Genomic DNA, 24,429 nt, shown 5'->3' on the forward strand with positions numbered 1-24,429 from the left:
CTTTCAGCTCGCCCGGTACAGCGGATTGCAGTTGGCCCCGAGGAGGTTGGCGCCCCCGACTTCTTCATACGCTTCACCGTTGGCGAGCGTGACGGTCGCCACGGGCATGCCGTCTTTGGCATGGGCGTCGATGCGGTCTACCTGAACCATCGACCAAAGACCCATACCATCGCGATTGGGCAGAACGCTCATAACCCCCGTCACGCTCGCGTTCTGGGGTAGGTCCTCCAGCAGTTTCGCAAAATGTTCAACGCACGATACCAACAACATCCGCCGATAGTCGTAGCAGTGGTCAGTTTGTGTGATGCAAACGTATAGCCAAGGTATCGATAACTGCTGTTCGATGATCGCCCATTGTTTAGTTCCATCTCCGAATTGCAGCCTGCCGTGTAGCTCAGCGCCTGGATGAGTCATAAACATTCAGACCACCCCCCGCATAAAATGAACACTATAGATTGTAGTCCTTTAGTGTTCAATGTCGCCTCATCGTTCCCTTTGCAGGCTGCGCAAATGGAACTTAACAATGCCCTCGGGCAAGCACTGAAGAACGCTCGACTAAGAAGGGGCTTTACCCAGGAGGACTTTGGCGCGATCAGCAGCCGAACCTACATCAGCTCCCTGGAAAGGGGCATCAGGGCGGTGACCGTGAACAAGCTCACGGCCATCGCTCAGACAATGGATGTCCATCCGCTGAGCATCCTCGTCGAAGGCTATATTCTCCAGTCAGGCGAGAGCCTTGACGTGATCCTGGAAAGGATCAGGGCGGAGCTTACCGGAGCGCCATGAAGCGCCCAGAAGTCGCCGCCTCACTGAGCGGCTGGCCTCGCTAGCCATACTAGAGTACAGGCGGCATAGCCCTCAGCGGTGCGCTTGCCGATCCGGCTTATCATTTCATCCCTAGTGCGCTTTGGTGTGCTTGGTCAGGTTTTCGGGCCGAGGAGGTCTGTGACTCGGCTGTGCAGCAGAGTCCCCGCCTGGAAGTAGCCCATCACCGTGGTCACGCTGCGGTGTTCGGTCATGGCCATCACTTCGCCCAACGGCACGCCCTGGCGGCCGGCCTCGGTGACGAAGCCCGAGCGCAGGCTGTGTGCCGCCCAGTCCCCGTCTAGCCCCGCGAGCTTGGCACGACGCTGAACGATACGCGCCACCTGGTCCGCCGACAGTCCCGTGCGACCCACGGTGTTGCCTTTATATAGGCGACGAAACAGCGGGCCGGAATCGGCCGGTGCCGCCGCCAGCCAGGCGGTCAGCGCGGTGGCGGCCGGGCCGCGCAGCGGCTTCTCGCGACGCACGCCGCCAGTGTCGGTTTTGGTCGTACCCAAGGCATACAGCCAGGTGTCGGCATCCAGTTGGCGCACATCACCGACTTGCAGGCCGACCACTTCCGAGCGCCGGCGACCGCCACCGCTCCAGGCCAGCAAGAGCAGGGCGCGATCCCGCACCCCGCGCACGCCGTCGTCGTCGCAGGTGGCGAGCAGCGCCTGCAGTGGCTCGAGCACGATCGCGGTTTTCTTGCGCACGTTCACGCCCTGGCGCGACTGGGCTTTGCGCGCCTCGCGTAACAGGGTCTTCAGCGCCGGCGCCTCGGTCGGACTGTCCCACTCGTTGAGCCGGTGCCATTTACCCAGCACCGCCAGACGGTGACTGACCGTGTTGAACGCCAGCGGCCCCAACCGGCTCTTGACTCGGGCGGCGACCAGTGCCGCGTCGATTGACGGCGGCAGCAGGTGGACCCAGCCGCCGTCGGCCAGCGGCCGCGCCAGGTGATCGAGGACAAACTGCACGGCGACCGTAGTCGGTAGCGGCGCATCGCCCAGCGCCTGGCCGTAACGCAGCTGCAGCCAGGCCGACCAGTAGGCGAGGGCGCTGCGGTAGCTGCGCACGGTGTTGGCTGCGGTGCCGGCCGCGATAAACGCCGCGGCGGCTTGCTGGGCGCTAAGCGCCAGAAAGTGCGGGTCCAGCGGGGTTTCGTCGACCAAGAGTAGTTGGTCTGTAATATTTAATACGTTCAACGTATGATAATTCCAGTATTCAGAAAATAACGTCGGATAATCTTTCATTATCAGACCTAATATACGCGGAGATCAGCCATGGCAGTAGGAGTGCCGGAACACGAGGTGTTTGCCGCGGCGGACGCGGTGTTGGCGCGGGGTGAACGGCCGACGGTGGAACGGGTGCGCCTGCAACTCGGCCGGGGCAGCCCGGCGCGAGTCGGCAGCCTGCTGGATCAGTGGTGGTCGCGCCTGGCCGAACGCCTGAATGGCGAGACCCGCCTGCCAGCGTTGCCTGGTGAGTTGTCGCTGGCCTTTGTTGCGGTGTGGCAGCAGGCGATTCATCTGGCGCAAGGTGTCGTCGAACAAACGCTGGGCGAACAACGCCAAGCGCTGGCCGGCGAGCGCGAACGGGTGGCGGCAGTCGAGGACCAGGCGCGTCTGGAGGCGGTGCAGTTTCGCCAGCAGGCGGCGGAGGCCGTGGCGGGACGCCAGGCGGCCGAGTCGCGCCTGGCTGATCTGGAACAGATGCTGGCGCAACGCCAGACGCAGATCGAGGACCTGCAGCAGCAGCGTGAAAGTCTGCTGCGTGAACGCGGTGAAGCGCTGCTGCACAGCAAAACACTGCAGGGGGAACTGCAGGCGTTGCGACTCAAGGCCGAGCAAGACCGCGTGGCGCAGGAGAGCTACCTTCGCGGGGTCGAGGACCGTGCGCACCGCGAGATAGATCGCGCCCGGGAGGAGGGCAAGCACTGGGCTGCCCAAGTAAAGGAGGCAGGTAACCAACTTGAGCAGTTGCAGCAGAGGATTGAAGGAGTTCAGGCCGCGCTGGGTCAAGCACAGCAAAACGGCGCTGCTCAACAGGCACGGGGAGACACGCTGGAGCAACAGTTAGCGCAACTGCGCTCATCGCCGGTCAGCGAACGCAAGACACGCGTGAGGAAAAAGCCCAAGCCCGAGCCAGCGAAGTAAGCACGCCAGGCTAAATCTTCAGCATAAGGCGCCTAAGCTTCAACGGCTGGCTAGCCGATGAGCCCTTGAGGATGACGATTTCGTGGACGAGTTGTTCATGGTCGTTTCAATGCGGTGGATCTTCTTGCATCGACCTGAGGTAGCAGTACCGTGGCTTGTTCAGCCAACCCACGCCATCCGGCATCACGGAAACACAACATGATCAACAAGTAACCTATCGCAAATTTGCTTGAGCTTCTGTCCGTGCTCAGCCCCCCACCGCGGTTCGATGCTGATGCCGTAGGCGATCTTGCCGCTGACATGGTTGATCAGCCCCTGAAGCGAGTTGAACCCTTTGCGCGCTGCATGGGCCTCGGCGCTGATCTCCGGATGTGACAGGTAATAGAGGTGGTCACTGACATACTTCTTGTAGGCTTTCGTGAGTCTCGGTACAGGGCCATCCACCAGCAAACCCAGCACTACCTTTCTTGTCCCAGGGGTGACGACTTTGGTTTTGGCACGGTTTAGCCAGTACCCCGCGGCACGCAGCACCTGGTTGACGGCCTGAATATGGGTGGAGGCTAAGGCTCGATCGAAAGGCTGCCTTGAAGAGAAAATCAGGTCGTCCGCGTACCGAGTGTAGATGAGCTCATTTCTTGAGGCGAAGTCGTAGAGCTGTTCGTCGAGCGATCGCATGACCAGGTTGGCAATCTTGGGCGAGGTTGCAGCACCTTGAGGTAGATGGCCGATCCTGGAGTCTTTATATGGCAAGTTCGCCGAGAGCTCCCCGCGCCAGAACTTGCTGTCTGGATTACCGCTGACGCGAGTGCGAGTGCAGAGTCTCGACAACTCAAAAGCCACAAGCGGCTGGTACCCAATTGACCTGAAAAGCTTAAAAACCTGTGGCTCCAAGATGGACTCGAAGAAATTGGTGAGGTCGAGTTTAATCAACCAAGTTGCCTGGCAGTGGACGCTAGCCGCTTCCAAAACGCCGTTGCGCTCATCATAGGCATAGCTCGCATGGTGAGGCGTGAGGTTCGACAGGATGTGCTTGTTGATCCATCGCTGAGCTCGGAGCAGCTCAGGACTTGGGGCGCAGATGTATCGGAAGCGATCAGGGCTGTGGCCCGCGTTGGCCTTTTGTAGCCGGAACACGGTGTAGGCTTCTGTCTGGTACGTTCTGCCAATGGTTCTGTGCAGAAAGGGGTAAGGAACGCCTGTCAGGTTGGCCAGGTGCTTAAGGGAGAAGACAGGGGGACAATCATCATGCATTTCAGCGGCGATCTTCACCGCGTTCTGCAGAACGTCCTCAGGAATGCCTGCGGCACGTCCTGCTTTTAAATAGGGCTGAGGGCTCCAGCGTTTCATCTACCTTTAGATTCCGCCTGGCGGATGAGAGCCTTAAAATAGCCAGACATCGATAGCGTCATTTTAAGGCTCTTAACCTCCTGTCAGCGTGAGATCGTTCCAACGGAAAGCAGAGTTTGCTCCCTAAACGTCCCGCACAGCGTGCGGGATACTAGATTCCGCTACTGCGGACCCCTCAGTTGCTCCGGATGATACGGAGCGAAGGGGTCGGGGGCTACAAAAAATTTGGCTCCTTGCCGTCGCAACGTTCTTATCTGTTTTCGGCCCGCTAGCGTGAGGGCCCCCTCTACCGTAATCCAGTCCCGTTTGACGGCTCGATCTTTCGCAAGCAGCAACGTGTCCAGTGATAGCGGGAGCAGCCGCCGTAGATCCGTTGCTCGCCTTTTCTTCTGCGAGAACGCGAGGAGAGTTATCACGGCTAATTTGAGCGTGTTGCTTGCACGCCGAAAACTCGGTGCGCCTTGGATTTCGGGCAGTCTCAGTGCTTCGAGTGCGTTGGTAATGACGGGAGCCATGTCGACGTCGGTGGATCGCCAGTAGTACTCGGTCACTCGCTTGGGGAAAAGAGGTGCCCAGCGTTTGGCACCACGGTTCTTCTCAGACACGAAGATTGCCGGCATGTTGTTCGGCGCACCATGCTCGAAAGCCAGGAGTGCTGCTGCGCCTTGATATCCCAGCGGATTATCGCTATGAGCGCCGTACACCTTACACAGGGCGATTATTTCGTCCTTGTCTTCATCAAAGCTGTTGAAGATGGTGGGGCAGTCAGTGACCACATGCACTTGAGGCGCAAATCTGTGGCTGCGGACATTGATTATGCCTTGCTCCGTCCCGCTGTAAGCCAAGACCCAGAATTTGACGAATTTGCCCGAATACCAGCTCCTGATGGAGGCCACGCCCCACATCGCATCCAAGATTTTCCGGGCCCGATCACCGCTGCCGATGAAGTCTGTGAGCACGACGAAATTTCTGACTTTCGAGTTTCTAATGTTGTCAGCGGTGGGCTGCAAGAGAAAGCGCACATCGTTCTGACGGCACAGGGTATTTGCTATCCAGGCAGTCAGCGCTTCACTGCCAATATCCTGAGTTTTGTACTTGATTGACTTGACCGCTTGGATGGCAGCTCCGTAAGCCCTGATGTGCTTTTTCTTCGATCGCTTACTGTAGGTTTTCATTTCCTTGTACAGCGGGGGCGGGAGCTTGGCTTTGGTGGGTTGGAGCTCACGCTCGATGAATAGCGCGGAAGGTTGTTTGAGTGGCAATACCTTGCGCGTGAGTTTGACCATGCTGTCCTTGAACTCATTCAACGGGCAGTAGTTCACTGAGTTGAGCAGCTTCTCGGCGAGCGCGCGGTCATTCGGCCCTTGGTCGAACTGTGAGAGCCAGAGCTTGGCTTTTTCCTTCTGACTAACCTGCTGCATAGCCTGTTTCCTTAAACGTTCAACCCACCTCATTTTCCGATGTGGTGCCTTTGGCCAGCATTTCCAAGTTCGTAGTTATCTTGGGGGATGAAGGATAGGAGTTTGAGAGCAAATGAGGAGCTTCTTTGCCCCACGGGTCATCGCCACGTAGAGGTTCTTAGCGTTCATCTCATCTGGTTGCAGGATAACTGCAATTTCAGCTTCTAAGCCTTTGAGCAACAATGTGCTGCCTACCGCACGACGTGACAGTGGTCGGCCGAGCATACGATTTCTTTCGCGAATTTGAGCTGCAGCGGCGTACAGGGACTGCCCTTCTATCGTCGCAACTCTCAACGCTGCCAGGCAACAGCGCAGTAACTCGGGTCGGTATACATGCGCCCCCTGTTGTCTAGATAGGCATTGCAGAAGCTCGGCCGCGCTACCGTGTGTCAGCGTGTCGAGGAAGGTAATCGCGCAGTGCTCAGCCGGAGTCGGAGCAGTGCGATTTCGGCCATTGCGAATGATCTCAATCCTAGGTAAAAACGCGGCCGCGCCAACGCCCGTCATCACACTCGCTGCAAAATTAACAAGCTGATTCAGCGACTGCTCTACGGTGGGAACGAAGGTTCTGGCGAATGATATGAGGTCTGGAAGATCGACGCTCTCGACGGTAGTGGCTCCAGCAGTTTGGCTCGTGAGTCGCTGGCGGCCAGCAGTGTTTCTGGAATCCCCAATTATCAAGGCCGATTCGCCATCCTGAAGTCGCACCAGGGCAGCTGTGCGTCGTTGAGCATCAGCTGTAGCAGCCTGTATTCGCACCCACTCGACTTCATCGGGCGCCGTCCCCAAGTCAATAGGCTGTCCCGCTTCCAACAGCCCTCTTGCCTGAAGTAGCCACCTCCCGAACTCTTCTGTACCTGCTCGGCGCCACCTCCAAGGGGTGCTTAGAGCCCCGATAGGAGGGAAATGAACGATCACCTCAGCAGCCCAATCGACAAGCCTGTTTCCCCCAAAGTTGAAAATCGCTTGCATCGGGTCGCCCAAGACGTAGGTGCGGAGTGCTTGCGCCAACCAGGTAACGATCGCATGTTGTGCTTCATTGCAATCCTGATATTCATCGACCAGCAAATACGCATAGCTGGCCTGCAGTACGCTATCAAGATGGCGTCCACTCAAAAGCGCAATCGCGGAGGCTCGAATAGCGGGATAGTCATGACTGGGATTTTGCAAAAGCATGATCGCTGGGTCATGCCCGCTTCTCGCCGGAAACCGACTGATGAGCTTCATGGTGAAGCCATCTAAGGTTGCAATTACATACGATGCATTCGGGATGTTCGCTCGTGACATTCTGGCGCGTAATGCTGCCACCCCAGCGTTGGTGTGGGTCAAAATCAACGCAGGTTTGAGGCCCATATGCAGTGCCAAGGTATCGGCAATGAGCTGCGTTTTTCCACACCCAGCAGGCGCCGTGACAGAGCCCCGTTGGAACGCCAGAATATTGATCTCAGGCGGCATGAATCCAATCCCTAATCCTGTTGATGATCGCTTGGGAGCCTGGGTTCGCGTTAGGTAAGTCAGGGCCAATGATGTTCTTGGCAATGTATTCGTAGGTGGTGACAGATTTGTACCAGCCGTTCTTTCGGATACGTGAAGCACTTCCGAGAACGCCTCGGACCAATGGCGAATAGGGCAAACCCGGTCGTGAAGCTTGAATCATGTCTAGCGAAAGTGCATTTTCCGACTTCTCACGGATGTGCGCTGCCACGATGTCAGGCCCCCTGACTTCGAGCGCTTTGGCCAACAAGGCGTCGATCGCCAAATCGGACAGGCTAAGGAATAGCTCGTCCTCCAAGGCACGACCTTGCCCCCATGTTGCTGATTGACCACCCGCAAAGTGGAAGGCATCTCGAACAGCTGGGGTTGGCGGTTTGTCAGCGTCAACGATCACGAAAACCTGGTAGCCCAAGCTCAACAACGCACTGCCTCGCAGATAACAGTTGTCGGTACTTCCTCCGCTTACGTTTACGTATGCGCCTCCAGTGGCCAGAAAAGAGGGAAACCTCTGTGCCCCCCAGAACTGATCGAGCCCTCGCATAAGACCGACTTCGCTTGCACCCTCGCATACGATGATCCGCTTGGCCAAAAACGCCTCAGGGTCAGCTCGAAGGGTGCTCTGAACGTCATCGGTAATGCCTGCCTGACGAACCTCATGGAATCCAATTTGAGCTCGAACAACGAAAAGTTGATTGCCCGAAAGCTCGCGCAGCGCCACGGGCGAATGGGTCGTAAGGAACACCTGAAGTGGCGGTTGGGGCTCCTTACCTCCGAGAGAATCCATGAATCGAACCAGGCGGTGCGGTTCAAGACCAAATTCCACCTCATCAACTAACGCGATTGAGGCAGCTTCAGCGGCTCGGCGTTGAAGTCCGGCCACAAGCAAACGAGATGAGCCTGTACCTAAGGAGCGCAACGGTATCCCTTGCTCGTTGTGCAGTGCGATTGCACCATCCCCGATGGACACTGAGTGCGCATCCAGGAGCGCTTGTGCGAATACACCCACTGGAACACCAAGGTTTCTGGCTGTTTCCGTGACGACCTGAAGGGGCTGTTGAAGCTGCTCACCCGCTTGAGCACCGAAGTTATTTCGCGCCTCCCTCGCAGCATTTGCGAGCGCCTCCCCTAATGCCGGACGCTCATCAGTGAGCCGATTGAGGATCGAGTTGCGACTCCACGACAAATTTGTGTTCGCGAAGCTACCAATACGCGCAGGTGCGATGCGGGAGCGATCTTTCCAGGAAAGGTTGCGCTCCAGACCTTGCTGCTCGGCCCGATTGGAGAAGAGTCCCCATAATGGCTCAAGGTCGCTATGAACGATCAAGCGTTGAGTCAGAACGGTCTCGATGCCAAACCGTGGCTCGTCTTCGATGGCACCAGATGCAGCATCGAAACCACGTAGAAAGTCGCCGTAGCTATCAAGATTGATCAGGTCGTCGGGCAGATCGCCCAGTGTAATTGAGATAGTGATCGGCGCATTGACGTTGAGGTTGTAGAAGTCGTTGTCCCCAAAGGGGGCACTGCGCCTGGCGCCTAGGCAAAGCTCAACGGCATCCAGAATGGTAGACTTTCCGCTGTCACCCGGCCCAATTAGGCAATTGAATCCAGGGGAAGGTGACCAGCTCAGCTGTTGGATCGAACGGAAGTTCTGTATTTCTAGCTTGCGAATCCGTGCCATTGGCGCGCCTCCATGCGATAAGAACGATACTCGGTCGATACCTCACAGGAGCATAGCTTCTGCCACCTGGTAAGCCACTAGGGTGCCGAAGTCGAGCTATTCATGTGAAATAGCACTTCACGGCCAGATGCCAACATTCGACCTAATCAGCGATAGCATCAGATTTGACCAGCACGCTTTGTCACCCTGATCGGCGAAGAGCTGTCCATTTCTGCCGGTGGCGACACGTAACAATAGGCCAATAGCAGATACGCACGGAGGGATAAATCCCCCCCGAAACTCATGAGGTTAGGTTAACCAGCCGGGCTAGATGTCGGTTTCTTAGGTTGGCTCTTTGCGCTATCTCTGGTTTGAGCTTTAACAAACCACTGTGGCGCCCAAGTCACCGTATCGTCGTTAATCTCGTGTGGGATGGATTTCCAGAACTCGATGATCGTATCTGAAAGCTCATCTAGCTGTTGGTCCGTTGCAGTGAGGTCCGTGTGATCCATCCACGTGAATTCTGGAAGAATTTCGTCGATGGGGGACTTCCTCAAAAACTCTGGATGGTTGGCTTTCAGCGTTTCGAAAGCACTGCCATCACCATGCTTATAGACATTGATCACATAGCGATACGTACTGAGTTTTCGCATGTAGTCTGTGTTCTGTTTGGCTAGGCCCGTAGCGTCCAGAAGCTCGGCAATTTCGTCGAAGTTGGCTGACCATGTCTTCTTGAGGACTTCCTCACCATCGTGCCAATGCCTAATCTCCTTCACCAGCCAGCTACGTAGCTTCTTATCCCACTCATGGAGCATGCCGGCGATTATGCTCAGCCGAGTTTGATCGCGCATCTCACTCAACAGCCGATAAAACTCGACGCTATGGTCGTAGGCGCTCTCATAGGCACTTCCCGGATCGTCTCTGCCTGAATCGAAATATGGGGCTTGATCTTCAAGCCACCGTTCTCCCACTGCGTCAGCCTCTCTGTCTATGTCGTTGAACTGCGAGAGCAGCCTGCCTTTCGCTTGCTCAAGGTAAAAGCGGTTTTCTTCTATTACTGACTGCCGAAAGGGCTCCCACACCTGAAAAAGAACTGTGGGCTTTTCTTGTTTTTTGAGATTTGCTCAGTCATAGCTAGCTCTTGGTTGGGGATATGAGTTGGCTGAGGCGTGAAAGGTTTGCACAGCATAGACAGTCCGGAGTGTCCTCTCTTCAACGGCCGCGCTTCCATTGCTCTTACCATTAGGGAATGATCCGGAGGCGGCAGGGAGTTGAAGGCTTCCGAATCGCGACATGAGTATTAGGTATGTGAATGGATTAGCGAATGACCAAGGAAATTGAGCGAAGCGTTGAAGGCATACACCAAGAGCTGAAAGGGAGCGAGCTGGATTTTTATGGGAAGGATGACAATTCGCTGAAGTATTTTGTGCGACACATCAGCGCTCGTTTGGCCGAGCACCTGAACGCACAGAAGCGGCGCCAAGAGGATGAGTCCTTCGATGTCAGGTGGTCCTTGGGGGTCATCGGCTGTGTCAGCATCATCCTTGCGATCACGCGATCTGCAAGTAGTGACATTGAGTGGCTCAGTCAGCATACGTTGGCGTTGCGGCTGTGGGCAGTGGCGCTGAGTACGATTTTCGTCGGGGTCTCGCTGGAGCGCTCGACCTTGGTCAGATCGTTGTGGCGCTTCTCGGTCACCAAGTTTCTGCTTTCGCTGATCTTATCAGGCGCCATCTTTTATGCTCGGGGGAAGGCGGCAGGCTTCGTCAATGGGGTTTTTCACGTTGATGCTTCGGCATTCCCAATTACCTTGGTCATGACCACCGGACTGGTGTTGTTCAAGCTTTTGGTACCTTTCGCCCTGGCGGTGGCCGGAATGGCAGCCGCCGCGCATGTTTTGTCCGTGCTGGCCTGGCTTAAAGACAAACATGTCGGTAGCGATCCTTTTGCGGCGGTACCGCTGTACTCACTGTTGTTCATCGGGGTTTCCGGGGTGATCCTGTTTTTTGGATTGAGTTGGTCGGGAGGGCAGTTGAATGACAGCCGCTTACCAGAGAAGGTGTATCTGATGGCGCATGCGCTGGATTTTAATTACGCGCATGAGTGCGCAAACGTCGACCCCGCGCGCCCGGTGGTGTTTCTGGGCAGCGCGCAGGAATCAGTGCTTATAGCGCCTTATGGCCTGGAGGATTTTGACTTTGGCACCTTCTTTGAGGCATCAGTGATTGTGCCCACCGACTTCACCCGAGAAAAATGCGATTACAAACCACCGGTGGTAAGTCATTAAGCGAGTGGAAATGAAAACCGAGAGTGTCGGCCGGCCACCGAAACCATCAGTTGCACTAGGAAAAATGCGGCATGAATGATGATCTAAAAGCTCAAAGCAACCCCTTCTCAACTGGTGGTGGTGGGGTTAACTTCGAAACTCGTGTGCAAGCTGCATTTGCCGTCGCGTTGCTGGCAGGCTCGCCTCTGCCTTGCCTACCGTCCAGTGCAAAAGCGCAGCAAATCAAGTTCCAGAACAAATACGACGGGGTGCAGACCGATGACTTTGTCGTCGTCGCCGGCGAAGCGCACAGCACTGTGAGCAGGCTTTATGCGCAGGTTAAGCACGAAATCACGACCAGTGACGCTGAAGATTCAATGTTTGCGCAAGTGGTGAAGGGGGCTTGGGCGGATTTCACCAGTGATACTTTCGATCCGCAAAACGATGCGATTGCGTTGATCACCGGGCCACTCCCCAAACTCGATGTAAACCATACATTGCCCGTGCTCGAGTGGGCTCGGTACTCAGCAAACGCTGATGAATTCATCCGTAAATCCCAGACCAAAGGCTTCACCAGCAAGACCAAGCTCGAACGGTTACGCATCTTCAAAAGCCAATTGCAATCAGCCAACGGCGGTCAGGAACTCAGTGACCATGAGCTGTGGAGCTTTCTAAAGATCTTTTACTTGCTCTCCTATGACGTGGACGCCAAGGCGTCTGTGGTGGCCAGCTTGCTGGGAGCGTTGATCCAGTGTCATTCGCACCAGCCTCCCCATCTGGTCCTGGCGAAAGTCATCACGACAGTGCAGGAATATAACCAGAACGGGGGCACGCTTACCCTTGATAATGCACCGCCAGAGCTGGCGACGTTATTCGCCAGACCTGTCGCACTTGAACTTGATAGCGACATTGAAAGGTTGCGCGATCGCGGCGAACGTATTGTTTCCGGAATATCCAATTCGATCAACGGGACGCATATTCATCGGGATGAGCAGTTGGCTGCTATCGCCGATGCTTATAATCCAGGTGGCTTCCTTTTCGTCACCGGGGGGAGGGGCGCCGGCAAATCGGGCATCGTCAAAGACTTTGTGTCCGTCAGACTTCAAGACACGGCCGTATTTTATCTTCGCGCAGAAGATCTCGATAAGTCCCACCTAAACGACGTTTTCACTGCGTTCGGAATGCGTTCAACCCTGAGTCAGATTGCTGGGCAGTTAGCGTTGTTGAGTAAGAAGGTTTTGGTGATCGAGTCGGTGGAGAAGATCCTAGAGCTCCAGCATCAATCGGCATTTATTGATTTACTCAACTTCATCAAGGGCCAACAGGGCTGGACCATTATTGCCACCGGCCGCGATTATGCGTACCAGCAACTGACGTTCAACTATTTACAGCCAAGCGGCATTGCTTTCAGCAGTGTCAACATCGAAGGCTTTTCAAAAGATCAGGTCAGTCAGCTTTGTGAGCAGACCCCAGAGCTAAACGCCCTGACTTCAAATGAGTTGCTCTTCGACATTCTGAAAATCCCTTTTTTCATCGATTTGGCGGTCAGAGCGATTGGTAACGGTGCGCATTTTAAACCGCAAGATACTGAAGCAGAATTTCGGACCATTGTCTGGGACTCAGTGATTGCGAAAAGCACAGAACGCAAGGCCGGCATGCCGGGTAGACGCAAGGCTACGTTTATTGCCGTGGCCAAGCTGCGCGCCAAACGCATGGTCTTCGGGGTGAGGGACGCTGAGTTCGATGCGGAAGTCATTGCCAAGCTAGAAGAAGACCATCTCATTTACCGGGACCCGCGTACTTCGCTGATCAGCCCTAGTCACGACGTTTTGGAAGACTGGGCGCTGGAGGAGTTCATCGAGGGTGAATACATTGACAGCGAAGGGCATCCCGCAAATTTCCTGACCAACATCGGCAATGAACCCGCAATCAACCGCGGATTTAGACTGTGGCTGCACCACAAATTGAAGTCACGCAGAGGGCTGAACGGCTTTTTGGAAACGATACTTACAGATGGGGGCATCGAAAATTATTGGAAAGATGAGGCGATTGCGGCCGTCCTGCAATGTCCGGATCCCCAAGACTTTTTAGTCTCACTCAAGCCTCTGCTACTGCAAAACAAAGAAGACATGCTGATCCGTTTCTTCTTCATATTGCGGATCACCTGTCAGCGCCCCGTTGAAGGAGACAATGTCCCGCTTGGCATAGATGAAAAGACTGGACTGGCCAAAGTGTTGCTCTTAAGGCCTTATGGAGATGGGTGGAATGCCTTGGTTGATTTTACCTACGCCGCCAGGCAACAGCTGGCCGAGCCGACGTGTACCCAAGTCGCGGAAGTGCTGAGCACTTGGTGCGAGCAAATAAATATCTGGGAGGAGCTTCCCCACGGCTCGCAATGCGTCGGGCTGCTAGCGCTGTTTCTGCTTGAACGCATCAAGGATGACTACCGGCGTGACTCACTCAGGAAGAAAATTCTTAAGGTTTTATTGAAGGTCTCGGCGGCGGTCGAGCAAGACTTTAGTGCCTTGGTCGAGCGCGACGTATTCCGGTCCAAGAAGCGCTCAGAGCGACCGAGCTACGTGGATGAGCTGACTCAGTTGGCGCTGATGGGCGATGCTATGCCGATGCTCTGCATGCGTAGCCCAGATTTCGTCATCCGTTTGGCGCTGCATGAATGGAAGAGGGAGGAGCCTGAATCTGACCCCTCGTGGCCCATGCCGCGTCAGCGACTGGACGTTGAGGAATCCTATGGGCTAGACGTCGAACGTGGCTTTTCACCTGCCAGCGGCGCCAAGGGCCCTTTCAAATATCTGTTGAGGCAACATCCCAGAAAGGCTTTGGATTTCATCATCAACTTGTGTAATACCACGGCACAGAAGCAAGCCGAGTCAGAGTTTGGTGCACGTTCTGAACAGACATTGGGGTTCGGTTTTACCGAAGAAATGGCCGTGGAGCGAATTGAACTGCAACTGGCTGATGGGCATCGCGTGCTTCAGTATGCTTCCCCGCATCTCTGGAAAGGCTACAGGGGGCATTCCACGTTACCGGGCGTACTGCAATGCGCGATGATGGCATTGGAAAATTGGCTATTTGCGTGGGTTAACGCCTGTACGCAGGAACGTGAAATTGTTTGGCTGTATGACTACCTCCTACGGTCGAGCAATTCGGTAATGCCGACTTCCGTTCTAGCCTCTGTCGCCGTTGCCTGTTCTAGTAAGGTGGGGGCCTCGGCGCTGCCCCTCTTGAGAAGTTTCCGACTTTATAACCTGGATTTGCAGCGTAAGGTCCAGGAGATGGGCGGCGCCGAGATGAATTGGTTTGGGACCATGATGCATCGTGACGTGATGGCGAAATTTTACGCGGAGGAGCGCAGAGAGGCAGCCCTTCGGCCATGGCGCGCAGAGACGCTGGAAGAGTTACTGGTCAAGTTCCAATTTCATGAGAGCTTGCGGGGCGAAGCTCTGCAGATAGTCGACGCTTTCATCGCTGAGGCGGAAGTTACCAAGGACAGTGATTTACGGTTCATGATCCACCGTGTGGATACTCGCGCTTGGGAAGCGGTAGAAGACCGGAAGAACAATCGACTAATTCTACAATCAAGTGCTGCATTGCCTGAGGACCTTCAGCAGGTTCAACGCGAGTTCAATGACAAGCATTCGTACGATTCGGTGGTTCAGCGATTGTACGTGTGGTCCAGAAAGGCGTTCGACGACCTCAGCCCCGACACCGCGCGTTATGCCACCTACCAGGATGCTGTCGCGGAGGCGCGAGGGCTCATAACTGCGCTTGAGACAGGGATGGTTCTAGGTTTTCAAAGTATGGCCGTCGGCGCTATCACAACCACGGCAGCTGTTTGCATTCGAGACGCTGGGGCCGAACTGTCAGATGAAGACAAAGAATGGTGCTTTGAGATCATCCTCGACACAGTCTGCATGCATGCAGACAATCTAGACGATCACTCTGCGGTTGATGCGACTGATCAGGATGGCGCGGCGGCGTGCGCATTCGTACTGGCCAAAATGTTCGATTTTGAGCTGCATGCTGAAGACGTGGTAATTCTGGAATCTGTAATCGTCACCGCATTGACTCATGCCAATTTGCATGTATGTGCGTCCGCCGCGAAAGGGGTAAGGACCTACCTTTGGTCAAGCAACCATGACTTCGCCTCCCGCTGTCTGGCTGGGGCAGTGGAGCATGCTCGCTTCAGGCTGGAAACGGCGAAAACCCGCAGACATCATCATTACGTCGGCGATGTTTCCGCTCAGTCGCGTGAGGATTGGAGCGAGACGATTGCTCGATTCAGGGATGATATATTGGCAGGGCATTTCCCGTTGAGTGTCGAAGACTGCTCGCTCGAAAGCCATGCTCCGTGGCTAATTCATCTGCCCATGTTGCTCATTCCTTACAACAATCAGGAAGAAGACCACATTCGGCTACTCAAGAAAATCGTCGGTTTTGTTTACGAGGATCAATACCGGGAGCCGCGGCAAGGTAGCCAGGAAAAAATACACTACGAGATAAAGAAACAAATTCAGGACTGCTTGGCAGAGCATGTGGTGCATTCAAAACATAGAAATTTCGAGCCGGTGCGCGAGGTTTTGCGTGTCGGGTGCTCGAAGGCGCCCACCTTTACTTACCTGGTCAAATTAGCCTTTGATATTGCCATGGAGAAGAAGAGCGATTTCGATGCGATTTGGACGTTGTGGAGGGTACTTGCACCTGGGCTACACGCCATTGCGGCGACAGAGGTCAATGATCCCTACGCTGGCCACCAGCATGATTTGAATACGTTGCTTCGGGGCATGCTTTATTCCGACAGCCATTGGCAGCGCCACCCCAGCGAGACTGCGTGCCTTCAGGTTGGCGCCTACGATCTTTTAGACTTTGTACGGACCTCGGGGCATAACAGCCACGTTTTCGAGGCACTCAGTTCATTGATGTACAACTTCCATGAACTGTTTTTTGAGGATGGTATTTTCATCTTGGCGGAGAAGTTTTCAGCCGATACTGCGATTATTTCCCGACAGCTAAATACGGCTTTCTATCTCGAAATGTCCATGGCTCGTTACTTGCAAATTGAGAACCGAGCAGCGTTGACGCGCAGCATGTACAACGCTTGTCTAGGATTGCTTACCGGCTTGGTAGAAACCGGTTCCGCGAGGGCGTACTACCTGCGGGAAAATCTGATCAGGACACGAAGAATTTCTTTTTAGGAGCTGGCCATCCAACGCTCCCCCGCAGTAGCAGCGGGGGAGCTAGGCCAGAAGCTGGCTCCTGTTAGGACGGAAGTAAACGCTGACCCAGCGGTCACGGCTCGCGACATTTCCTATCTTCCACGTCTCCTTGGAGCGCTTACGTCAAAGAATCGGTAGCGAACTTCTGAAAATCCGTTGTCTGGTTCGATGCCAGGCGGTAGCGAGTTCATACCTCCCGGCGGTGGATTGCGAATGGTGAAGCTATGCTGAACCAGGCGCAGCCGAGAGGAGAGGCGATTACGATAGGTCACAAGCTCTGAAAAGTTTGCGAACCATTTCCGCTCAACCTAATCGATCAGCGCTGATGTGGTTCGTAAAAACCGAACGCTGGATCGGTTTTTACTGCCTGTCCCCAGCGCGGCGCGGCGCATAGATTCTGCCTTGAATTTTCCCGGCACAGCCGGCAAAACGAGATGGTTTCATGAGTGACCCAACTGATTTAATCAATCCCGCGCGAAGAAAAGTCTTCGGACAAACATTGGCGCTGTCCGCTGCAACCCTGATTGGCGGTGGCGGACTGGGCATCACCAGCAATGCTTCTGCCAGCGCCAGACTCAGCTAGGGAAACGGTGATATTGAGTACGACGTAATTATCGTCGGCGCAGGATCAGTCGGTGCCGTGATGACTGCGCGATTGAGCAAAAATCCGAAGCGTCGCGTAGTGTTACTTGAGGCAAGCAACAACTATGCGACTGTGGGAGCAAGCTTGCCTCCGAATGTTTGCAAGGCGATCTTTTGTCGGACGCAGATACACAACCTTTATCCATGAGAACAGCTCATGAAAATCGGTTTCGTCGGCCTCGGCAGCATGGGCCGGACCATGGCCGCTAACCTGCTCAAGGGTGGTCACGAACTTTGGGTCTGGAACCGCTCGCCGAGTTCGGTGCAGCCCTTGGTCGAATTGGGTGCCTTCGGGGCAAACTGCCGTGGGAGCGAATCAGGCTTCCGCTGCCAGCGGAGATCTCTCGCGTCTGGCGATAGACCTTAATCAAATGGAATTGCGCTTTAGCCTTTAGTGCATGCACTTACTGTTTAAGTGCGTCTATTGCCAGATCCCAGATCGTCGGGTTGCCCAGGCGAGCCTTGAGCAAATCGACCAGCGCATTGATTCTCTGTGAGCCTCGCTTGGAGGGTTTGAATATGACTGAGAACGTACTGCCCTTGGGCGCGTAATCCGCAAGTACGACCACCAACTCGCCCGCGACGATGGCATCGGCAACGAGAAAGGTGGGCATGATAGTGATCCCCAAGCCGGCTTTTGCGGCATCCAGCAACTGGAAGCCGCTATCGCTTCGTAATCGCGAACGAATACTGAACCTTTGTAGCTCGTCACCCACTGGCAAGCTCCAGTAACGGTCGTTTTGGCTAAGGCTGTAGAACAAACCATGATGATCGCGCAGCTCGACGGGATGTTGTGGAACGCCATGTCTGGTCAAGTAGTCAGGGCTGGCGCATAGGACGTGGCGGTTGGGGATCAGAGGTTTGGCGACGACCGCGCCGTCAGGAATTCGGCCAGCACGAATGATCAGATCGAAGCTTTCATCCAACGGATTGACGAAGTCATCACTGGCCCGAATATCGAGTCTCAGGTCGGGATGGGCGAGAGCGAACTCGGTCAGAATTGGGGACAAATAACGATGTCCAAGCACCATGGGTGTCGCGATCCGCAAGTTTCCGCTAAAGCCGGCATAGGTAGATTGCATTCCATCTTCGGCGTTGGCCACGTCGTCCAAGATGCTGACGCAGTGGTCGTAGAAGCGCAGGCCGGCATCATTGACATGCAGCTCACGATCGCGTCTGAACAATGCTACTTTCAGTCGCGACTCTAATGCCGTGAGTCGAGTGCTGACCACTGATTTGCTTGTGCCCAAGGCCCGTGCAGCAGCTGCCAGGCTGCCCGCATCGACCACTGCGACGAACGTGCTCATTTCGACCAGCTTATTCAATCGCTTCGCCTTTTGCTCTGTCTGTTGGCGGGACGCCACCGTCCTTACTGAGAGCAAGGCGTGTGGCATGCCAGTTTATGCCATGACCCTCTAATCGGTCATTTCTCCTGTCGTTCGTAAAAAGCGAACAGCGGATCGGTTTTTACTGCCTGTTCCTTGTACGCCACGACGCATAGATTTCGCCTGGACCATTCCCGGCAGAGCCGGCCATATGAGGTGATTTCATGAGTGATCCAACCGATTTAATCAATCCCGGTCGAAGAAAAGTCCTCGGGCAAACGCTGGCGTTATCCGCTGCCACCCTCGTCGGTGGTGCTTTGGGCGTCGGCCGCGATGCGTACGCGGACAGCAAGCTCGGTAACGGCCAGGGTGATGCCGCGTTTGACGTCATCATAGTCGGCGCAGGATCGGCAGGTGCGGTGCTGGCTGCGCGCTTGAGCGAGAATCCCAAGCGTCGTGTGTTGCTGCTCGAGGCGGGCAACAACTATGCACCCGACAGCTACCCCAAGGAGCTGGTAAAGTCGGCCACGGTGGGCGCTAATCTCGACCCGCGCTTCGAGTGGGGTTACAAGACCGAGCCAGGTTATGTTGGGCATCCCATTCTGGCCATCCGGGGTAAGGTCGTCGGCGGCAGTTCTGCCATCAATGGCGCTGTAGCCGCGAGAGCTCGGCCAGAGGATTTTGCCCGCTGGAATCTCCCGGGCTGGAGCTACAATGAAGTCCTGCCGGCGTTCATCAAGCTTGAGACGCACAGTGGCGGGACGACGGGGCGACATGGCGCAAAAGGGCCGTTGCCGGTTCATCAACTCAGTCGCGCCGAAGTCACGCCGATGCAGCGCGCGTTTATTGATTCAACAGTGGCCTCAGGGTACAAGGCAGTTGCTGACTTCGATGGTGAGGATGCAAACGGTGTCGGCCCTTACGCCATGAACGTCGTCGATGGCGAGCGTATTAATACCGGGATGGCCTACCTGACCACCGTTGTACGTGCGCGCCCCAACCTGACGATCATCTCGGATGGTCTGGTAGATAAGGTGCTGTTCGATAAAAAACGCGCAACCGGCATCAGACTGGCCAATGGAGCCTCCTACAGCGCTCATGAGGTTGTGTTGTCCGCTGGTGTTTACGGCAGCGCTGCGGTGCTCATGCGTTCAGGCGTTGCGCCTGCCGAGCATTCGCGCCGTCTGGGGCTACCAGTGGTGGCAGATTTGCCGGTGGGGCAGAACCTGGTTGACCATCCGTTTTACTTCAACGCTTACGCGGCGCGCCCGGAAAAACTTGGCAGCCAGTCACCGCCGATTGGGGCCTTTCTCTGGACCCACAGTTCGACAACCTCTCGCGGTGAACTGGACCTGCATATCACGGCGACGCACCTGTTTCCCCAGGACAAAAGTCCTACCGGTGCGGGGTTTGTATTGGCGGTCGCCCTGACTCGTCCACTGTCGCGTGGAAAGTTCTGGCTCGATAGCCTCGATCCAGCCGTCGCGCCGCGTATCGACCTGAACTTCCTGGCTGAAAAACACGATCGTGAGCGGTTGCTTGAGGGGGTAAAACTGTCGCGCAGCATTGCTAAACGTCCACCGTTGAGCGAGATGATCGCCAGCGAACTGATGCCGGGTGAGGGCGCCCAGAGTGATGAAGAACTACTGTCCGCCATCAAGGCCACGCTGGACAGCTACGAGCATCCGGCAGGTACTGCGCCCATGGGGCTGGTCAGCGATCCGGCCGCGGTCGTGGATATGCAGGGGCGTGTACACGGGCTCAAGGGATTGCGAGTGGTCGATGCCTCGATATTCCCGGATGCCATGTCCGCTGCCACTAACGTGACCACTATCGCGGCTGCCGAGCACATCGCGACCATGATGGTTTGAGTGTTGCGCTGAAATCGCCAGGGCATCTCGCCCTGGCTTTTATTGATCAACGGGTCGTCAGCCTGCCGGGTGAGCAATCGATCCAGCTGTGCTGAGGATCAAGGTGGCGCTGTCGGTCAGCCGCTGCGCCCTCACACCGACATTCAGATATCTGCGCGAATGCAGCTCTCGCTCTGCGTCCAGATGCTGTAATTGACTGGCCCCTCCCATCAAATACGCTTTTTTCGTTCGATCAAGCGATCCTGTGGCCGAAGCCAGGGCTGTTTCGCTCGCTGTGCTGAGCATGGCGTCATGGTTGAGCGCCTGCAGGCTATCGGCAACCTGTCCGAATGCCTTGATCACCACCTGTTGATAGCCCGCCAGTGCCGCTGAATAGTCGGCCTTGGCGGCTTGTTGCGCTGCATGCAGGCTGCCACCATCGAATAGCGGAGCTGTCAGGACGCCGACAGCATTCCAGGCAAGCCCTGACGGTCCGGAAAATATCCCCTGTTCACTGAGTGAGGCACGCAGTTCGATGTGGGGATAGCGATTGGCGGTGGCGACGCCCACGGCTGCGCTGGCGGCATGCAGGCGGGCTTCGGCGGCGAGGATGTCGGGGCGTTGACTGGCCAGGGCGGAGGGTAGCGTTAATGGCAAGTCAGCAGGCAATACAAGATCTTCCAGGGCAAGGGTACTTTCAGTCCATTGGGCCGGTAGTATCCCGGACAACACAGCCAGCGTGTTTTCTGCTACTGCCCGCTCTTGTCGGACCACAGCGGCTTGCCCCTCGATATCGCTGATCAACCGCCATTGGCGATCCAATTCATCCTGTGTGGTCGCACCGCTGAGCAAGGCCTGTTGCATCAGTGCAAACCGGTTGCGCTCAATGCCCATTAGCGTTGCGATGATGCGCAGCCTGGAGTTTGCCGATGCTGAGCGGATCGATTGATACACGACCTGTGCGCTGACGTTGAGCATCACGGCGTCGAGTTCGGCATTGGCCAATGTTTCCTGGGCCTGATGCTGCTCCACAGAACGTTTTATCGTGCCGAAAAGATCGAGGTCGAATGTGCCTGCCAATCCACCGGAGTACGCGCTGAAAGGTGGTGTTTGGCGATAATCCGGGCCCAATTCAGCGGCGCCGATACGGGTTCTACCGATGACCGAATCGACGTTCAACTGCGGTTTGGCACGTCCTGCCACGGCCTCAGTGAGATGGGCGGCTTGCTCTAGGCGGGCGCGCGCGGCACGGATATCCAGATTGCTCTGCAACGCGTGCTCGACCTTTTGGCTCAGCTCGTCACTGCCCATTACTCGCCACCAACCCCAGCCAATCGCGTTGGTGTTGTGCAGTGTCGGAGCGCCGTTTTGTGGAGGCTGTACAGCCAGGTAAGTCGCAGTTGTCGGCACCTGTGGTGCGTGAAAGTCCGGCCCTGTGGAACAGCCAGCCACCAGCAGTGCGCTGATCAAGGGCAAAGTTGCAAAGACGGGCGGTGTTCCTGGGGGAATCAATCTCATGGTCGTGAGTTCCATTGAAGTCATTGAAACGGCATCAGGCATGCTGGGGTTTGAAAAACAGCACCACCACGAACGCCGCGAACAGGCAGGCGCCTTGCAACCAGATGGTGTCGGCGAAGGCCAGCAGTGAGGCCTGGGTTTTGATCTGTGTGCCCATGGTCATGAAGGCTTGATGCTGCGCGCGAGCGGGATCTGCACTGGCAACGCTGAGAAAGTGCTGAGTCAGGTTCTGTAACCTGGCGTTGGTTGCTTGGGAAAACACGTTGACCTGGGTCGTGATGATTTCTGAGTGGAACTGCTCGCGGTGCGAAATGAAGGTTTGCAGCAAAGCGATGCCGATGGCGCCACCGAGATTGCGCATCATGTTGAAAATCGCCGCCGCCGAGCCGACGAATTGACGATCGATATTGCCGGTGGCGAGCGCCGCCAGTGGCGTCATCACCAGTACTTGGGCGAGCGCGCGAACGACGTTGGACAGCATGAACTGTTCGCCGGAAAAGTCGGGTGAGAGCGGCGTCGCCAAGACGGTGCCGAAGCCGTACAACAGAAATCCCAGGCCTGCGAGTATTCGCGGATCGATCAGGCTTATCAGCCGGGGAAGAAAAGCGATCAGCAACAGCTGGGGCAGCCCGAGCCAGGCCATCACGGCGCCGATTTGCGCCGAGTTGTAGCCGTGCAGCCGTGCCAGATACATCGGCAAGGTGAAGATCCAGCCGTACATCGTGAAGCCAAACACGAAGTTCAGCACCGTTCCCAGCCCGAAATTGCGCTGGCCGAGAATGCGCAGATGCAGTAGTGGTTCCTTGCGCCAGAACTGGATCACGGTAAACGCTGTCAGCGACAGCGCCGCGATAACCGACAGATTGAAAATGAACGGCGAACCCAGCCAGTCTTTGCGATTGCCTTCTTCCAGTACCGTTTGCAGACAACCGAGGCCGATCGCCATGGTGACAATGCCCCACCAGTCGCCTTTGGCGAGCAGATGCCATTGCCGTTCCGTCGCGGCGACCGTGGACCAGAGGATGGCCACGGTGAGCAACCCGGGGAGCACGCTGATGTAGAAGATCGATTGCCAGCCGAATTGATCGTTGAAGTAGCCACCGGCGACCGGGCCAATGGAGGGCGCGAGCACCGCGGCCAGGGAATACACCGCCATGCCGATCGGTTGTTGATGACGAGGCAGACTGGTCATGATGATCGAGAAGGCCAGCGGGATCAGTGCACCGCCCGCAAAACCCTGCACGGCACGCATCACGATCATCTGCCCGAGGGTATGGGTAAAGGCACAGGCGACAGTGAAGGTGATGAACGCGATGGCACTGCCAATCAAGTAGGTGCGCATTGAGAAAATGCGTGTCAGCCAACCGCTCATGGGAATGACGATGATTTCCGCGACGAGATACGAGGTGGTGATCCAGCCGCCTTCGTCGGCCCCGGCGCCGATTGCGCCCTGAATATCCGCCAGCGAAGAACCGACGATCTGAATGTTCAGGATGGCGAGAAACGCGCCCAGGGCAGCCCCGCACACGGCCATCCACGTTTTGAACGAAGCACCGACGGGTGGGTGCGGCGGATCAATGCTGTCGACAGTCATGGCACGCTCCCTTGGCCTGGGTTATCTGAAAGGTCATCGTCGACTTACCCCTCATGGCGGGTAGTGACATCGACCTGCACCGACATGCCAGGACGCAACCGGCCTTGCAGTTGGACCGGCACATCGACCGCGATCCTGACCGGAATGCGTTGAACGATCTTGGTGAAGTTGCCGGTGGCGTTGTCGGAGGGCAGCAGACTGAACTCCAATCCGCTGGCGGGGGACAGGCTGTGTACGTACCCGGTGAGGCTTTCGTCGTTGAAACTGTCGACGTGAATGCGCGCTTTATCATCTTCGCGCAGGCGACCCAGTTGGGTTTCCTTGAAGTTGGCGACGACATAGACCGTTTGCAGCGGTACGACAGCCATCAAGGCGCTTCCCGGTTGAACCCATTGTCCGGGGCGAATCGTGCGTGAACCCACTGTCCCATCGATTGGCGCGATGATCCGGGTGTAGGCCAGGTTCAGTTCGGCTTGTTGCAGCGCGGCAGCGGTCTGTTGCACTCGGGCCTGTGCGACGGTTCTATCGGCCTTGAGGGTATCGATCTTGCGTTGACTGGCTCGGGCCGCAGCCCGTTGTTGCGCCAATTGAGCAACCGCGACCTGTTGTTTCGCGTCGTCTTCCTGGGCGCTCTGTTGCGAGGTGTAGCCAATACCGTTGAGCGTGCGTGAGCGACTGCGGTTGATCGAGGCGATGTTCAGTTGCGCAACCATGGCGGCAACCTGAGCGTTGGCTTCGTCAAATCGTGCCGATTGTTCCAGCACCTTGGCGTCCAGGGTGGTGAGGCTCGCGGTTGCCGCGGCGTGGGCGGCGCTGGCGGCTGCCAGCGCCGTCTTGAAGTCATGGTCGTCAAGTCGAGCCAGTAGTTGGCCCGCCTTGACTGGCTGGTTGTCCTCGACCTCCACCGAGGTTACGTAACCGGACACCCTTGGCGCGATCACCGAAAAATCAGCTTTCACGTAAGCGTCGTCAGTGCCTTCGATAAAACGCCCGCTGGTCCAGTAGCGAACCGCTGCATGTACGGCGAATGCAAGGCAGGCAGAGGCGATGAGGACAATGGCCCAGAGTCGTGTGGATGA

General features: G+C 56.3%; 18 protein-coding genes and 1 pseudogene. 8 read left to right on the forward strand and 11 right to left on the reverse strand.

From position 1 onward, the window contains the following. Positions 1-3: 3 nt before the first annotated feature. A complete protein-coding gene (locus KUF73_RS11220; protein WP_218438107.1) occupies positions 4-420 on the reverse strand; it encodes a hypothetical protein in 417 nt (138 codons plus the stop codon). A gap of 90 nt (positions 421-510) precedes the next feature. Here KUF73_RS11220 and KUF73_RS11225 point away from each other — a divergent pair, with 90 nt between their 5' ends. Continuing rightward, a complete protein-coding gene (locus tag KUF73_RS11225) occupies positions 511-786 on the forward strand; it encodes a helix-turn-helix domain-containing protein (protein WP_218438108.1) in 276 nt (91 codons plus the stop codon). A 134-nt stretch (positions 787-920) separates the two neighbouring features. Here the strand turns inward: KUF73_RS11225 and KUF73_RS11230 are convergent, their stop codons facing one another. Continuing rightward, on the reverse strand, positions 921-2,012 hold the full coding sequence (locus tag KUF73_RS11230) for a site-specific integrase (RefSeq protein ID WP_218438109.1): 1,092 nt from the start codon (positions 2,010-2,012) through the stop codon (positions 921-923). A gap of 78 nt (positions 2,013-2,090) precedes the next feature. On the opposite strand from KUF73_RS11230, the gene KUF73_RS11235 reads away from it, so the two are divergent. Next, positions 2,091-2,963 (forward strand): DNA-binding protein, encoded by an 873-nt coding sequence (locus KUF73_RS11235; RefSeq protein ID WP_218438110.1) that lies wholly within the window; start codon positions 2,091-2,093, stop codon positions 2,961-2,963. A 183-nt stretch (positions 2,964-3,146) separates the two neighbouring features. Here KUF73_RS11235 and KUF73_RS11240 read toward each other — a convergent pair whose 3' ends face one another. The 5 genes from KUF73_RS11240 to KUF73_RS11260 all read right to left on the reverse strand — a co-directional run bounded on the left by KUF73_RS11240 (position 3,147) and on the right by KUF73_RS11260 (position 10,003). Further along, entirely contained in the window at positions 3,147-4,310 is a 1,164-nt protein-coding gene (locus KUF73_RS11240; RefSeq protein ID WP_218438111.1) for a reverse transcriptase family protein, read from the reverse strand. A gap of 161 nt (positions 4,311-4,471) precedes the next feature. After that, positions 4,472-5,731, reverse strand: a complete 1,260-nt coding sequence (locus KUF73_RS11245; protein WP_218438112.1) for a hypothetical protein — start codon at positions 5,729-5,731, stop codon at positions 4,472-4,474. A gap of 75 nt (positions 5,732-5,806) precedes the next feature. Continuing rightward, positions 5,807-7,225: a UvrD-helicase domain-containing protein gene (locus KUF73_RS11250; protein WP_218438113.1), complete on the reverse strand. Its 1,419-nt coding sequence runs from the start codon at positions 7,223-7,225 to the stop codon at positions 5,807-5,809. Further along, the gene (locus tag KUF73_RS11255) at positions 7,215-8,942 is read right to left on the reverse strand and encodes an ATP-dependent endonuclease (RefSeq protein ID WP_218438114.1); all 1,728 of its coding nucleotides are present in this window, start codon (positions 8,940-8,942) and stop codon (positions 7,215-7,217) included. The genes KUF73_RS11250 and KUF73_RS11255 overlap by 11 nt, the downstream gene beginning before the upstream one ends. Before the next feature lie 293 nt (positions 8,943-9,235). Then, on the reverse strand, positions 9,236-10,003 hold the full coding sequence (locus tag KUF73_RS11260; protein WP_218438115.1) for a hypothetical protein: 768 nt from the start codon (positions 10,001-10,003) through the stop codon (positions 9,236-9,238). 242 nt (positions 10,004-10,245) lie between these two features. Between KUF73_RS11260 and KUF73_RS11265 the strand changes: the two genes are divergently transcribed. From KUF73_RS11265 to KUF73_RS31360, 5 genes and pseudogenes are all read left to right on the forward strand, one after another. After that, on the forward strand, positions 10,246-11,208 hold the full coding sequence (locus KUF73_RS11265; protein ID WP_218438116.1) for a hypothetical protein: 963 nt from the start codon (positions 10,246-10,248) through the stop codon (positions 11,206-11,208). Positions 11,209-11,279: 71 nt separating this feature from the next. Next, positions 11,280-16,400 carry a hypothetical protein gene (locus KUF73_RS11270; RefSeq protein ID WP_218438117.1) on the forward strand — a complete coding sequence of 1,707 codons (5,121 nt, stop codon included), beginning with the start codon at positions 11,280-11,282 and terminating at the stop codon, positions 16,398-16,400. A gap of 463 nt (positions 16,401-16,863) precedes the next feature. Further along, complete coding sequence (locus KUF73_RS11275; protein WP_218438118.1) at positions 16,864-17,004, forward strand: hypothetical protein; 141 nt, start codon at positions 16,864-16,866, stop codon at positions 17,002-17,004. A 30-nt stretch (positions 17,005-17,034) separates the two neighbouring features. Beyond that, a complete protein-coding gene (locus tag KUF73_RS31675; RefSeq protein ID WP_371135455.1) occupies positions 17,035-17,211 on the forward strand; it encodes a hypothetical protein in 177 nt (58 codons plus the stop codon). A 9-nt stretch (positions 17,212-17,220) separates the two neighbouring features. After that, positions 17,221-17,337 (forward strand): annotated as a pseudogene (locus tag KUF73_RS31360) (NAD(P)-binding domain-containing protein); the annotation flags it as partial. A gap of 130 nt (positions 17,338-17,467) precedes the next feature. Here KUF73_RS31360 and KUF73_RS11290 read toward each other — a convergent pair. After that, a complete protein-coding gene (locus KUF73_RS11290; protein WP_218438121.1) occupies positions 17,468-18,388 on the reverse strand; it encodes a LysR family transcriptional regulator in 921 nt (306 codons plus the stop codon). 224 nt (positions 18,389-18,612) lie between these two features. Here KUF73_RS11290 and KUF73_RS11295 point away from each other — a divergent pair, with 224 nt between their 5' ends. Continuing rightward, positions 18,613-20,259, forward strand: coding sequence for a GMC family oxidoreductase (locus KUF73_RS11295; protein WP_218438122.1), 1,647 nt, complete (start codon positions 18,613-18,615; stop codon positions 20,257-20,259). 57 nt (positions 20,260-20,316) lie between these two features. Here the strand turns inward: KUF73_RS11295 and KUF73_RS11300 are convergent, their stop codons facing one another. Genes KUF73_RS11300 through KUF73_RS11310 form a run of 3 tightly spaced genes read right to left on the reverse strand, consistent with a single transcriptional unit; the run spans position 20,317 to position 24,309 of the window. Continuing rightward, positions 20,317-21,756, reverse strand: a complete 1,440-nt coding sequence (locus KUF73_RS11300) for an efflux transporter outer membrane subunit (protein ID WP_218438123.1) — start codon at positions 21,754-21,756, stop codon at positions 20,317-20,319. A 34-nt stretch (positions 21,757-21,790) separates the two neighbouring features. Continuing rightward, entirely contained in the window at positions 21,791-23,350 is a 1,560-nt protein-coding gene (locus KUF73_RS11305) for an MDR family MFS transporter (RefSeq protein WP_218438124.1), read from the reverse strand. Positions 23,351-23,394: 44 nt separating this feature from the next. Next, positions 23,395-24,309, reverse strand: coding sequence for an HlyD family secretion protein (locus KUF73_RS11310; RefSeq protein ID WP_256345572.1), 915 nt, complete (start codon positions 24,307-24,309; stop codon positions 23,395-23,397). Positions 24,310-24,429: the final 120 nt, after the last annotated feature.

The organism is Pseudomonas sp. PD9R, assembly GCF_019200975.1.
Taxonomy (GTDB): Bacteria; Pseudomonadota; Gammaproteobacteria; order Pseudomonadales; family Pseudomonadaceae; genus Aquipseudomonas.